The following is a 13,131-nucleotide window of genomic DNA, read 5'->3' on the forward strand; positions in this document are numbered from 1 at the left end:
GTCCGACGGAATCGATGATTTTTAAACGTTTGCAGTAAAACGCTCGCTCCAAGCAACCGGGTCTTTCGACCAGTTCGCGAGTTGATTCTGTTCTTCTATTGTAATATCACCTTGTTGTTGTGCCGTTTCGAGTAACGCTTCGAACGACAGTAGTGCATCCGCGTCAATCTTCGCGTCTCGGAGATTATTCGACAAGCGTTCCATCCCGTAAGAGAAGATCGCTTGAATGCGAATGACGTTCGCGCCCTTTGCTTGGAGTGCTTCTGCTGCCTCGATTGCCGACATTCCAGTCGATAATAAATCCTCGATGACGACGACGCGTTGCCCTGGTTGAATGACACCTTCGATTTGATTCCCTTTTCCGTGTTTCTTATTGCCACTTCGCACGTAGACCATCGGTAACCCTAATCGTTCCGCGACGAATGCCGCATGCGGAATACCTGCCGTCGCTGTTCCAGCAACGACTTCGATTCCTAAATCCTTCACTTTCTCAGCGAGTGCATCTGCGATCAAGGAGCGGACTTCTGGATACGAAAGGGTCAACCGATTATCGCAATAGATCGGCGAACGGAGCCCACTCGCCCACGTATACGGATCGTTTGGAGATAACGTGACAGCTTTGATACGGAGTAATGCATTTGCAATTGGATTTACCATGATAATTGCCCCTTCCATTCTTCGAGTAACGTCTGATAGACCTGTTCGGGATGTTTGGCACGTGTAATCGGGCGACCAATTACTAAATCCGTCGCTCCATTTCGACGAGCGTCTAGAACGGTCGAGACCCGCTTTTGATCATCTGATTCACTGCTTGAAGGACGAATACCCGGTGTGACGAAACGGAACTCCGTTCGGCAAACTCCGACCAGTTCAGGAAGATCGAGCGCTGAACAGACGACACCGTCTAGTCCCGCTGCTTCTGCCAGTTGCGCATACTCACGAACGACAGTCGGCATCGCTCCTTCAATCTTTAAATCGCGTAACATCGATTCATCCGTTGATGTCAACTGAGTCACGCCAATCAGCTGTGTCGTAGCGCTCGTTTCACGAAGTCCTTCTCGGGCTGCAATCATCATCTCTTTCCCACCGGCAACATGGACGTTCGTCAGTTCGACGCCTAATTGTCCGATGATACGCATCGTCCGGCGTGCCGTCTCTGGAATGTCGTGGACTTTGACATCGAGGAACACCGCATGACCACGCTCGACGAGTTTTCGGACGAATGTCCCCCCTGCTGCATAAAACAATTCCATTCCGACTTTAACGGCAGGACGCGTTTCTTCAAACCGCTCGAGGAACAAAAAAACTTCTTCTTCGGTCGGAAAATCAAGCGCGATGTAAAGTTGACTCATATGCTTTCCCCCTGATGTCTAAAATGTGATCGATGCCGAGTTCATCCATCCGACCCGGTAACTGCTGAATCAATTCTTGACAGATGTATGGATTGACGAAGTTCGCGGTACCGACAGCAACAGCCGAAGCCCCGGCGTAAATCATTTCTAAGACATCGTCGACCTCCATCACGCCACCCATGCCGATGATTGGAATCGAGACGGCTTGCGCGACATCATGAATCATCCGAATCGCGACTGGTTTGATCGATGGACCGGATAATCCACCGATCCGGTTAGCAAGGATTGGCTGTCCCGTTCGGACATCGATTCGCATCCCAACGAGTGTATTGATCATCGTCAGCCCGTCCGCGCCAGCCGCTTCGACGGCACGTGCCATCTCGACGATTGAGGTGACGTTCGGTGATAGCTTAACGTAAACCGGTTTGGTAGAGACCTGTTTGACACGACGCGTTAATTCAGCGGCAAGCAATGGATCCGTTCCAAATTGAATTCCACCTGATTTGACATTTGGACAGGAAATATTTAATTCCAGTACATGAATGCCTGGATGACGACTCATTTTTTCTGCGACATGCTCATATTCTTCCGGTGTCGAACCAGCGACATTCGCGATGATTGCTGTATCAAACGTCTCAAGGAACGGTAGTTTTTTCGTTAAGATGCCATCGACACCCGGGTTTTGGAGACCGATTGCATTCAACATCCCCATTCCACTCTCCGCGACACGCGGCGTCGGATTTCCGTACCGTTCTTCTCCCGTCGCTGCTTTGATCATGATTGCCCCAAGCTCTGATAAATCATATAACTTCGCGTATTCCTCACCGAATCCAAAACATCCAGATGCCGGCATGATTGGATTTTTCAAGGAAAGACCCGGTAATTCGACACGCAATCGTTCCGTCATAATACAACCTCCTCTGCCCGAAAGACTGGACCATCAGAACAAGTCTTGACGTACCCGCCTGTTGGTGTTTGACAGACACAGGCAAAACAAGCTCCGATGCCGCATCCCATCCGATTTTCGATGGAGAGATACTTATGCTCGATCGGTTGTTGCTGTAGTGACCGCAACATCGGCTCTGGTCCGCAGGCGAGTAGGACATCATAGCTTTCCGGATGTAAGGCAACCGTAACGAATCCTTTTATTCCATGTGTGCCATCGACCGTCGTGACCGTCGTCTTGCCGAGCGCATTGAATTCCGCTTCGTAAAAAACACTCGTTGCCGTATCGAATCCTAGAATCGCTTCACACGTCACACCACGTGCGACGAGTTGACGCATCGTCTCATATAGCGGCGGTACCCCAATCCCTCCACCAACGAGAACGACCCGTTGGTCTCGGTTGATGGCGTTGATCGGAAAACCGTTTCCAAGCGGTCCGAGGGCATCGATTTTGTCGTCGGGACGCAAGGAAGCCAGCTCTGCTGTCCCTTGCCCGATTTCTTTAAAGAGAAACGTAATTAGGTCACGATCGACCCGGGCAATCGAGATCGGTCGGCGTAAGAGTGGACCGACGCGGAGATGCATGAATCGCCCCGGCGCAATGTCCTGAGGTTGCTCGAGGCGACAGACGAGTTCTGTCGCGCCTTGAGCTACCGTTCGTCGAGAGACGACCGTCAAGAGTTGCTTCATTGGATCACCACTTTCTTTTCGTGTGCGAAGGCTTGGATCGCGCTCGCTTCGAACGAGCGACTCTCGATGACGCGTAGAATCGCTTCCGCCGTATCGAGTGATGTCAGACAAACGACTTGATTTTCTGCTGCTGCCCGTCGAATGATGAAGCCATCTTTTGTGACTTGTGAATCGCGACTCATCGTATTGATGACGTATTCGATCTCACCTTTTTCAATCACGTCGAGCATCGATTCGGAAGACGAGTCGATTTTGCCGACCGTCTGGACCGGTAATCCTTGTTCCGTCAAGTACGCTGCCGTTCCTTCTGTCGCAAGGAGCGTAAATCCAAGTGAGGCAAAGCGTCGTGCGAGATCCGTCATTTCTGCTTTATCTGGGTCTGCGACTGTCAAGAGGACACGACCATGTTCTGGAATCGCCATCCCGGAAGCGAGCAATCCTTTGTAGAGTGCTTTTTCAAGCGTTCGGTCCGTTCCGATGACTTCTCCAGTCGATTTCATCTCTGGTCCAAGCGTTGGATCGACTTCTTTGAGCTTCGCAAATGAGAAGACTGGTACTTTGACTGAGACGAGTGGTTCTTCTGGTAAGACACCACTTGTTAATCCGTAAGCAGCGAGCGTTTCACCAAGAATGATGTCCGTTGCGAGACGCGCGACCGGAAGACCCGTCACTTTCGAGATGAACGGCACCGTCCGGCTAGCGCGTGGATTGACTTCAAGGACATAGAGGGCGCCGTCCGCATAGACGAACTGGATGTTGAGCAACCCTTTGATGCCGAATGCTTTGGCGATCCGTGTCGTATAATCGACGATTCGATCCTTGATGTCTTGCGATACCCGTTGCGGTGGATAAACACCAATCGAGTCACCTGAGTGAACACCGGCACGTTCGATATGCTCCATGATGCCTGGGATGACGACATCCGTTCCGTCGCAAATCGCGTCGACTTCGAGTTCGATTCCTGTCAGGTAGCGGTCGACAAGGACTGGTCGCTCTGGTGAGGCGATGACGGCATGTTTCATGTAATGTTCGAGTTCTTCTTGAGCATAGACGATTTCCATTGCCCGACCGCCGAGGACATACGATGGACGAACGAGGACCGGGTAACCGAGTGACGCTGCTGCCGTAACCGCTTCTTCAACCGTCACCGCCGTTTTCCCAGGTGGTTGTGGAATCTCGAGTGCCGTCAACGCTGCTTCGAACTGTTTCCGGTCCTCTGCCCGGTCGAGATCTTCAAGCGATGTGCCGAGGATTTTTACACCTTCTGCTGCCAGTGATTCGGCTAAGTTGATCGCCGTCTGTCCGCCGAACTGGACGATGACACCAAGTGGACGTTCATTTCGGATGACTTCGAGGACATCCTCTGTCGTCAATGGTTCAAAATAGAGCCGATCGGAGATTGAGAAGTCGGTCGACACGGTTTCCGGATTGTTGTTGACGATGATTGCTTCGTAGCCCGCTTGACGAATCGCTTGAATCGAATGGACTGTCGCATAGTCGAACTCGACTCCTTGACCAATTCGGATTGGACCCGATCCTAAGACGAGAATCGATGAACGGTTCGTCGCGATGGCTTCATTTTCGCGTTCGTATGTGCCGTAGTAGTACGGTGTGTCGGATGCGAACTCTGCCGCACACGTATCGACCATCTTGTAGACCGGATGAATCGCTTGCGCTTCACGCATCCGGCGAATTTCCGTTTCCGTTTGTCCTGTGATCCGGGCAAGCATTGGGTCACTGAATCCGTATCGCTTCACATGAAGGAGCAGTTCAGGCGTCAAACCGGCAGCGACCGATTGCTCGAGTTGACAAATGTGCTGGAGCTTTTCGAGGAATAAGCAATCAATTGCCGTCCAAGCATGAATCTGTTTGACGCTATAGCCGCGAACAAAACCAGCGTATAAAGCAAAGAGTCGATCATCGGTCGCTTGGCGAATCGCTTGTTGCAGTGCATCATCATCCATCTCGATGAAGCGTGGCATGTACAGATCCGCTGTACCGATTTCAAGTGATCGAACGGCTTTCATCAATGCTTCCTCCATCGTCCGCCCCATCGCCATGACTTCACCAGTCGCCTTCATCTGTGTTCCGAGTGTCCGGTCTGCCGTTTCGAATTTATCGAATGGCCAGCGCGGAATTTTGGCGACGACATAATCGAGTGCTGGTTCGAACGAAGCAAAGCTCGTCTCGGTGATCGGGTTCTTTAATTCGGATAAGGCATATCCGACAGCAATCTTCGCGGCAAGTTTTGCGATCGGATATCCGGTCGCTTTTGAAGCAAGGGCTGACGAGCGAGAAACGCGTGGATTGACTTCGATGACGTAGTAGTCGAAGCTCGTTGGATCCAGTGCGAACTGGATGTTACATCCACCTTCGATTCCGAGTGCGCGAATGATATCGAGCGAGACGTTACGTAGCAATTGATAGTCGCGGTCCGATAACGTTTGCGTCGGAGCAAAGACGATCGAGTCTCCTGTATGAACACCGACCGGGTCGAAGTTTTCCATCGCACAGACGATGATGGCTTGGTTCGTTGCATCACGCATGACTTCGAACTCGACCTCTTTCATCCCAGCAATCGATTTTTCAAGTAACACTTGTGTTGCTGGACTTGCCTTGAGTCCCCCTTCGACGATTCGCGTGAACTCTTCCGGTGTGTTGGCGATCCCCCCACCCGTTCCTCCGAGTGTATATGCCGGACGGATGATAATCGGTAGACCAATCTGTTGTCGGAATTGCTGTGCCTCTTCGAGCGTATGCACGATTTCACTATCCGGTACACCATGTCCGCGTCTGAACATCAGTTGACGGAACAAATCACGATCTTCTGCCTCTTCGATAGCTGATAATTTCGTCCCGAGTAACTCGACATTGTATTCAGCAAGGACACCGAGACGATCCAGTTCGACAGCCAAGTTCAGACCCGTCTGACCACCGAGGGTCGCAAGCAAGGCGTCTGGTCGTTCCTTCCGAATGATCCGCGAGACGAACTCTGCTTGGAGAGGCTCGATGTAGACACGATCAGCAACCGTCGGATCCGTCATGATCGTCGCCGGATTCGAGTTGACGAGGATGACTTCATATCCTTCTTCCTTCAAGGCTTGACACGCTTGTGTTCCGGCGTAGTCGAATTCAGCTGCTTGTCCGATCACGATTGGACCGGACCCGATAACGAGAATCTTCTGGATATCTTGACGTTTAGGCATGAGAGACCTCCTGTTGTTTCGTGATTTCTTCTAAAAACTGTTGGAATAGACCGTTCGCATCCATTGGACCGGGTGATGCTTCCGGGTGATACTGAACCGAGAAGACGGGTGCTGACGTATGACGGATGCCTTCGACCGTTCCATCGTTGATTGCGAGGTGCGTTACTTCAAGCACGGTATCGCACAATGAGTGTTCGTCGACGGCATATCCGTGGTTCTGCGACGTGATATCGACGCGACCTGTCCGGATATCCTGTACAGGGTGATTCGCCCCTCGGTGACCGAATGGCAGCTTGAACGTGTCCGCGCCATGTGCTAGTGCGATCAACTGGTGCCCAAGGCAAATTCCGAAGATGACGACTTTCCCTGTCAATTCTTGAATCAGTGGAATCGCTGTCGGGACATCCTTTGGATTCCCTGGTCCATTTGACAGCATCACACCGTCTGGACGATAGCGCAAGACTTCCGTTGCGCTCACGTCGTAGGGCACGACGACGACTTCACAGCCACGTTTGACAAGTTCGCGGACGATTCCGAGCTTCGCACCGAAGTCGACGAGGACGATGCGTGGTCCAGCTCCTGGGATGATATACGCCCGTTCCGTTGAAGCACGCTTGACTTGATCCGTCTCGACTGGTGCATCTTGCAGGTGGCTTAATTCCGCTGCTAGGTTGAACTCTCCATCAACGAGTCGACCGCGCATGACGCCTTTCGAGCGAATATGTCGTGTTAATTGACGCGTATCGATTCCACTTAATCCTGGGATATCAAGATCTCGAAGAGCTGCATCGAGCGACATCTCACTGCGGAAGTTCGATGGTGTTTGGCAATGTTCGCGTACGATCAACGCTTTAGCGAGTGGACGCGTCGTTTCGTAGTCTTCTCGGTTGATTCCGTAATTGCCGATCAACGGATTCGTCAGCACGATCATCTGATCACAGTAAGATGGATCCGATAGCATTTCTTGATAACCGGTCATTCCGGTTTGGAAGACGACCTCTCCTGTTGTTGTCGTGTCCGAGCCAAATGCCGTTCCTTCGAACGTCATCCCGTCCTCTAATACCAGTGTCCGTTTACGCATGTGCTGTGTCCTCCTTGAATACGATTTCTCCCTTGACGAGCGTCATGACCGGGAATCCTTTTAACCGTTCTCCTGCGAACGGTGTGTTCTTACCTTTTGAACGGAACCGTTCCGGTGAAACGGTCCGCTCTGTCTCTAGATCAAGCAGGACCAAGTCTGCTTCCGCCCCCACTTCAAGTTTGCCGTAGGGTAGTTCAAAGATTGTTGCTGCCTTGTCCGTTAAATTCCGAATCAGTGTCTCAAGTGTCATCTTGCCTTCAGCGACAAGCTTTGTATACAGGAGTGGGAACGCTGTCTCGAATCCTGTAATGCCAAACGGTGCGCGTTCGATACCGAATGCCTTCTCTTCTGCTGCATGGGGCGCGTGATCGGTTGCGATGCAATCAATCGTCCCGTCCGCTAGCCCTTCGAGCAATGCTTGACGATCCGCTTCACTTCGCAAGGGAGGGTTCATTTTAAAGTTCGGATTCCGGTCTTTAATGTCCTCATCGATCAACACGAGATGGTGCGGTGTGACTTCTGCTGTCACACGGATGCCTGCTCGTTTGGCGTCTCGAATGACGCGGACCGACTCTTTCGTCGAGACATGACAGACGTGGTAATGACAACCGGTTTCTTCAGCAATCAGGACGTCGCGGGCGATATGGATGCTCTCTGCAAGCGATGGAATGCCTTGCAGACCTTCACGCCGACTATAACTTCCTTCATGGACACACCCTGCTTTCAACGAATCATCCTCGCAGTGAGCAACGATTGTTTTCCCAAGGCGGGCTGCTTGTTGCATCGCTGTTCGCATGACGGCTGCCGTCTGGACCCCGACACCGTCATCCGTGAACGCTACAGCATCCGTTAATTGATCGAACGCGACGAGTTCTTGTCCGAGTTGATTTTTTGAAATCGCCGCGTAAGGCAAAACCCGGACGGACGCCGTCTCTTCAATCTTTTGGAACAATGCATCAAGTGTTTGTCGATCGTCAGGAACCGGGCGCGTATTCGGCATCGGACAAATCGTCGTAAACCCACCAGCTGCCGCTGCTGCCGTACCTGTCGCAATCGTCTCCTTATGTTCGCCGCCCGGTTCTCGGAGATGGACATGGATGTCGACGAATCCTGGTGAGACGAATAATCCGGATGCATCGATGACCGTTTCCCCAGCTTGCGGTGTTGCTGCTAAATCAGTGATTTTCCCGGCTTCGATCCGAATATCCCCTGTTCGAACTTGTCCTGCCTCGTACCATGTCGCATTCTCAATTCGTGTTGTCATCTGCATCGTCTCCTTTGATTGTTTTCGTCGAAAAGCACCACTCAAGAATCGCCATTCGCGCAAAGACACCATTTTTCATCTGTTCAAAAATTCTCGATTGTGGATGTTCGACGAGTTCGTCGGCAATCTCAACTCCGCGGTTGACCGGTGCCGGATGCAAGACGATCGCTGAAGGTTTCAGTCGATTCATCCGCTCATGTGTTAATCCGTGTGTGACGTGATAGACATCTGGATCAAATCGAGTCGTCCCGTCATGCCGTTCGTGCTGAACTCGAAGCAACATCAAGATGTCACACTGCTCGACTGCTTCGTCCATTGAAAGATACGGTATACCCATCGCTTCGTCATACCACTCAACAGGTCCTGATCCGTAGACGGTGGCACCAAGTCGTTTTAAGATATCGGCATTCGACCGAGCTACACGACTATGTTGTAAATCTCCACAGATGACGACTACTTTTCCTGCAATCGTTCCAAACGTCTCGACCATCGTCATTAGATCGAGTAAGGACTGTGATGGATGCTGTCCGCTCCCGTCTCCTGCATTGATAATCGGAATATCGAGTGTCTGCATCAATTCTTCGTAATAGCCGGTTTCACCGTGGCGAATGACCAACCCATCGGCGCCAATCACTTCGAGTGTTTTGCACGTATCTCGTAACGTCTCCCCTTTTTGCACGGATGACGTCGCTGTTTCGAACGGCAGTAGGTGCATGTTCAAGCGATGCTCTGCCATTTCAAAGGAAGAGCGTGTCCGCGTCGAGTTTTCAAAGAACAGATTAACGAGTGTCTTGTCAGAAAAGTCTGGTACCGGTTCGCCTTGTTTAAAAGCGAGGCTTCGTTCAATCAACGAATTGATCTCCGTCGTAGATAAGCTTTCTACATTTACGAAATGTCGGGTTTGTAGGATCGTTTTCATGTATTTCACTCCTTCAGGTCATGAAAAAGGCGCACCTTCTAAGTGAAGGTGCGCCGAAAGAAGGCAGAGGAGTCCCTGCATCTTTTCATGGCCTTCACTTTATCGTTCTCTCGGAACGTCTTAAAAGTTGTTCGCTATAGATTGAGTTGTAGAGTTTTCCGTTGTTTCAGCTGTTTCTTCGACCTGTTCCGTCGTTTTCGGAAGGACCAGATTCAGGATGATCCCAAGGATCGTCGCCAGTGCCATGCCTTCGAGAGAGAAGTTTCCGATTTTTAAGGCTGCCCCTCCGATTCCTGTGACAAGAATGACGGCTGTGATCGTCAAGTTCCGCTTATCGGCAAGGTCGATCTTACTTTCCGTCAGTGTCCGGAGACCGTTTGAAGCGATGACTCCGAATAAGAGGATACTGATGCCACCCATGACTGGTGTCGGAATCGTCTTAATAAATCCTTCGACATATCCGAGGAATCCGAAGCTGATGGCAAGAACCGCAGCCCCACCTAGGACGAAGACACTATACACACGAGTGATCGACATGACGCCGTTGTTCTCACCGTACGTCGTCACCGGTGGTCCACCGAGCATCGATGCGACTGTTTTTGCGATTCCGTCGCCAAGTACTGTCCGGTGCATCCCAGGGTCAAGGAGCGTCTCGCGCCCGATGATGCGGGATGTCACTTTTTGTTCTCCGATGTGTTCTGTCAGTGTGACGAGCGTTACTGGCACTATGAGTAGTAATGCTGCTGTATTCCACGATGGCGTGTAGTTCAGGAACGGAATCGTGAAGTCCGGCACGTGGAAGAACGTTGCTTGTTGTAGTGGTGTGAAATCAATGATTCCGACGGATGCTGCGACGAGATAACCGACCGTGATCCCGAACAGGATCGGAATCGTACTCCACATTCCTTTTAAGTATGTCATCGCAAGGAGTGTGACACCGAGTGTGACCATCGCGACGAGGAAGTAGAGACCGTTATACTTACCATCTGCTCCGTTCATCGCCATGTTGACAGCCGTTGGTGCGAGCGATAACCCGATGACCATGATGACCGGACCGATGACGACGGGCGGGAGTAATCGGAGCAACCAAGCAGCTCCCGTGTAACGGATGAGAAGTGAGACAAGTCCGTAGACAAGTCCAGCGACCATTCCGCCGATTAAGGCATCCTCGACACCCCACCGTTCACTAACGGCGATGATCGGGGCGATGTAGGCAAAACTAGAACCAAGATATGTGGGTACTTTGAAGCGGGTGACGGCGAGGAAAATCAGTGTGCCGACTCCGCTTGCGACGAGCGCGACCGATGTGTTGAGTCCCGTTAAGAGCGGAACGAGCACGGTCGCACCAAACATCGCGAAGACGTGTTGTAGGCTGAGCATCAGCCAGTTTAGAGGATGAGTAGGTACTTCTTGTACATCAAGTACTGCGGCATGTTTTGCCATATGGATGACTCCCTTTCTGGTCTCTCTGGACCACCTTAAAGGTTTTGATTTTTAGCGTTTAATAAAGACTTGATCGGCTTCGTCGACTTCAGCGAGCGCGACGACGACTTGCTCGTCGCGTGACGTCGGAACGTTCTTGCCGATGAAATCCGGTCGAATCGGTAACTCTCGATGCCCACGGTCGACGAGGACAGCGAGTTGGATCATACTCGGTCTTCCGTGGTCGACGAGCGCGTCCATCGCAGCTCGGACGGTACGACCTGTGTAAAGCACATCGTCAACGAGGACGACGATTTTCCCGGTGATGTCTTCCGGCAAATCTGAACCTTTGATTTCTGGCTCTAAACTTCGCTTTGACAAGTCATCTCGGTACATTGAGATGTCGACGACACCGAGTAAGACCGATTTACCTTCGATCTGTTCGATCCGCTTCGCAAGGCGGCGAGCGAGTGTCTCGCCACGCGTCTTGATTCCGACGATCATCAAATCAGCAATGCCTTTGTTACGTTCGATGATTTCATGGGCGATCCGTGTCAGTGCACGTCCGATCGCGGCTTCATCTAAGATGACGGCTGGTTTCATAGTTTCTCCTTTCATACAAAAGACCTTCTGCGTAAATCCGCAGAAGGTCATCGAAGACAGAATCATGGCATACGTCATGTATGCATGCCTACTCACGTTTGTGGTAGGTTCTCCCTTTCGCAGCCTCTCCGGACTCGATTAAAGGTGATACTAGTTTGGTAGGATCGTCACTCGGACGACCGAAGTGTCAGTAGAGGATGTCTCGCATCGCTCTCTAGGTGATACTCTACCGTTTTATTAGAAAAACGTCAAGACTCTAATTCAAGTTTTTTCAACTGACCGATCTCGAATGTCATCTCTTCCGGGAGTGGTGCTTCAAAACGCATCCATTCGCCTGTTCGTGGATGTTCGAAGCCAAGAACCGCAGCGTGCAAGGCTTGACCATTCATTTTCATCGTCTTACGTGGACCATATTTCGGGTCACCAGCGAGCGGGAAACCGATATAACGCATATGCACACGAATCTGGTGTGTCCGCCCTGTTTCGAGTTTACATTCAACGACCGTGAAGCCTTCGTACCGATCAAGAACACGGAAATGGGTTACGGCAGATTTTGAATTCTTATCCGTCACCGTCATCCGTTGACGATCGTTCTTGTCACGTCCGATTGGTGCTTCGATCGTTCCGAGTTCGTGAGGAATTTCACCGTGAACGAGCGCGATGTAGAGACGTTCTGTCGTCTTCTCTTTCAACTGATGTGCAAGTGATTCATGCGCTAAGTCGTTCTTAGCGACCATCAACAGACCTGACGTATCCTTATCGATCCGGTGAACGATTCCTGGACGTTTGACGCCATTGATGCCTGAGAGATCTTGACAGTGGTGTAATAAGGCGTTGACAAGCGTTCCTGAGACATGACCTGCCGCCGGGTGGACGACCATCCCTTTTGGTTTGTTGACGACGATGACGTCCGAATCTTCATAGACGACATCAAGCGGGATATCTTCTGGTAAAATCTCGAGTTCTACCGCTTCCGGGATATGAACGTCAATTGATTCCGTTCCCGATAATTTATAGTTCGGTTTGACCACACGACCATCGACTTCGACGCGTCCCGCTTTTAACCATTCCTGTACTTGCGAACGCGACCATTCGTTTTGTTCTGCGAGCCACTTATCAATGCGCCCTGTCGCTCCATCCGCTTGTACGGACCATGTTTCTACTTCATTCATTTATCCATCGTTCCTTTCTTAGTCAACCGTTCTTCAAACATGACGCTGATCAGCATCGTGATGACACCAAACGTCAAACAGACGTCTGCGACATTAAAGATCGGGAAATTATAGCCGAACGGGAAGAAGTGGAAGAAATCAACGACTTCTCCTCGTGCCATTCGATCGATGAAGTTCCCGATCGCACCACTGAGCAGTAACGCGATGCTCCAAGCAAATACCTTATTTTTCGTGCCTTCCTTGTAGAGGAAGTAAATCAATCCAATGACGACGACGACCGTGACGATGAAGAAGAAACCGAACTTCCCTTCAAGCATCCCCCATGCCGCGCCTCGATTTCGATACGAGTTGAGATAAAAGAAATCCGGAATGACCGTGATCGCTTGACCAATCGTCATATTTTGAACGACGATCCATTTCGTCAACTGGTCGACTCCAACGAGTAAAGCAGCAATCCCTAAGTAAAGCCACATCCTA

12 protein-coding genes are annotated in these 13,131 nt (G+C 51.1%); all 12 read right to left on the reverse strand.

From position 1 onward, the window contains the following. Positions 1-21: 21 nt before the first annotated feature. The gene (pyrE, locus tag K6T22_RS11015) at positions 22-663 is read right to left on the reverse strand and encodes an orotate phosphoribosyltransferase (RefSeq protein WP_425293157.1); all 642 of its coding nucleotides are present in this window, start codon (positions 661-663) and stop codon (positions 22-24) included. Beyond that, positions 651-1,352, reverse strand: coding sequence for an orotidine-5'-phosphate decarboxylase (gene pyrF, locus K6T22_RS11020; RefSeq protein ID WP_238237163.1), 702 nt, complete (start codon positions 1,350-1,352; stop codon positions 651-653). The genes pyrE and pyrF overlap by 13 nt, the downstream gene beginning before the upstream one ends. Further along, positions 1,327-2,259 carry a dihydroorotate dehydrogenase gene (locus K6T22_RS11025; RefSeq protein ID WP_238237168.1) on the reverse strand — a complete coding sequence of 311 codons (933 nt, stop codon included), beginning with the start codon at positions 2,257-2,259 and terminating at the stop codon, positions 1,327-1,329. Before K6T22_RS11025 ends, pyrF begins: the two co-directional genes overlap by 26 nt. Continuing rightward, positions 2,256-2,987: an iron-sulfur cluster-binding protein gene (locus K6T22_RS11030; protein ID WP_238237173.1), complete on the reverse strand. Its 732-nt coding sequence runs from the start codon at positions 2,985-2,987 to the stop codon at positions 2,256-2,258. Before K6T22_RS11030 ends, K6T22_RS11025 begins: the two co-directional genes overlap by 4 nt. Further along, positions 2,984-6,193 carry a carbamoyl-phosphate synthase large subunit gene (gene carB, locus K6T22_RS11035; protein ID WP_238237175.1) on the reverse strand — a complete coding sequence of 1,070 codons (3,210 nt, stop codon included), beginning with the start codon at positions 6,191-6,193 and terminating at the stop codon, positions 2,984-2,986. Before carB ends, K6T22_RS11030 begins: the two co-directional genes overlap by 4 nt. Continuing rightward, entirely contained in the window at positions 6,186-7,274 is a 1,089-nt protein-coding gene (locus K6T22_RS11040; protein ID WP_238237176.1) for a carbamoyl phosphate synthase small subunit, read from the reverse strand. The genes carB and K6T22_RS11040 overlap by 8 nt, the downstream gene beginning before the upstream one ends. Then, positions 7,267-8,538, reverse strand: coding sequence for a dihydroorotase (locus K6T22_RS11045; protein ID WP_238237177.1), 1,272 nt, complete (start codon positions 8,536-8,538; stop codon positions 7,267-7,269). The genes K6T22_RS11040 and K6T22_RS11045 overlap by 8 nt, the downstream gene beginning before the upstream one ends. Next, positions 8,522-9,457, reverse strand: a complete 936-nt coding sequence (locus tag K6T22_RS11050; protein ID WP_238237178.1) for an aspartate carbamoyltransferase catalytic subunit — start codon at positions 9,455-9,457, stop codon at positions 8,522-8,524. Before K6T22_RS11050 ends, K6T22_RS11045 begins: the two co-directional genes overlap by 17 nt. A 120-nt stretch (positions 9,458-9,577) precedes the next feature. Then, positions 9,578-10,900, reverse strand: coding sequence for a uracil-xanthine permease family protein (locus tag K6T22_RS11055; protein WP_238237179.1), 1,323 nt, complete (start codon positions 10,898-10,900; stop codon positions 9,578-9,580). Between the two features lie 51 nt (positions 10,901-10,951). Beyond that, entirely contained in the window at positions 10,952-11,482 is a 531-nt protein-coding gene (gene pyrR / locus K6T22_RS11060; protein ID WP_238240103.1) for a bifunctional pyr operon transcriptional regulator/uracil phosphoribosyltransferase PyrR, read from the reverse strand. Positions 11,483-11,730: 248 nt separating this feature from the next. Further along, positions 11,731-12,654 (reverse strand): RluA family pseudouridine synthase, encoded by a 924-nt coding sequence (locus tag K6T22_RS11065; RefSeq protein ID WP_238237180.1) that lies wholly within the window; start codon positions 12,652-12,654, stop codon positions 11,731-11,733. Continuing rightward, the gene (lspA, locus tag K6T22_RS11070; RefSeq protein ID WP_053453842.1) at positions 12,651-13,127 is read right to left on the reverse strand and encodes a signal peptidase II; all 477 of its coding nucleotides are present in this window, start codon (positions 13,125-13,127) and stop codon (positions 12,651-12,653) included. The genes K6T22_RS11065 and lspA overlap by 4 nt, the downstream gene beginning before the upstream one ends. Positions 13,128-13,131: the final 4 nt, after the last annotated feature.

Source organism: Exiguobacterium acetylicum (genome assembly GCF_022170825.1).
GTDB lineage: Bacteria > Bacillota > Bacilli > Exiguobacteriales > Exiguobacteriaceae > Exiguobacterium_A > Exiguobacterium_A acetylicum_B.

Coding starts and splice junctions, on each gene's coding strand:
- carB (WP_238237175.1), bottom strand. CDS start 6,193: ATGCCTAAACGTCAAGATATCCAGAAGATTCTCGTTATCGGGTCCGGT.
- K6T22_RS11045 (WP_238237177.1), bottom strand. CDS start 8,538: ATGACAACACGAATTGAGAATGCGACATGGTACGAGGCAGGACAAGTT.
- K6T22_RS11055 (WP_238237179.1), bottom strand. CDS start 10,900: ATGGCAAAACATGCCGCAGTACTTGATGTACAAGAAGTACCTACTCAT.
- pyrR (WP_238240103.1), bottom strand. CDS start 11,482: ATGAAACCAGCCGTCATCTTAGATGAAGCCGCGATCGGACGTGCACTG.
- K6T22_RS11040 (WP_238237176.1), bottom strand. CDS start 7,274: ATGCGTAAACGGACACTGGTATTAGAGGACGGGATGACGTTCGAAGGA.
- K6T22_RS11065 (WP_238237180.1), bottom strand. CDS start 12,654: ATGAATGAAGTAGAAACATGGTCCGTACAAGCGGATGGAGCGACAGGG.
- K6T22_RS11030 (WP_238237173.1), bottom strand. CDS start 2,987: ATGAAGCAACTCTTGACGGTCGTCTCTCGACGAACGGTAGCTCAAGGC.
- lspA (WP_053453842.1), bottom strand. CDS start 13,127: ATGTGGCTTTACTTAGGGATTGCTGCTTTACTCGTTGGAGTCGACCAG.
- pyrF (WP_238237163.1), bottom strand. CDS start 1,352: ATGAGTCAACTTTACATCGCGCTTGATTTTCCGACCGAAGAAGAAGTT.
- K6T22_RS11050 (WP_238237178.1), bottom strand. CDS start 9,457: ATGAAAACGATCCTACAAACCCGACATTTCGTAAATGTAGAAAGCTTA.
- K6T22_RS11025 (WP_238237168.1), bottom strand. CDS start 2,259: ATGACGGAACGATTGCGTGTCGAATTACCGGGTCTTTCCTTGAAAAAT.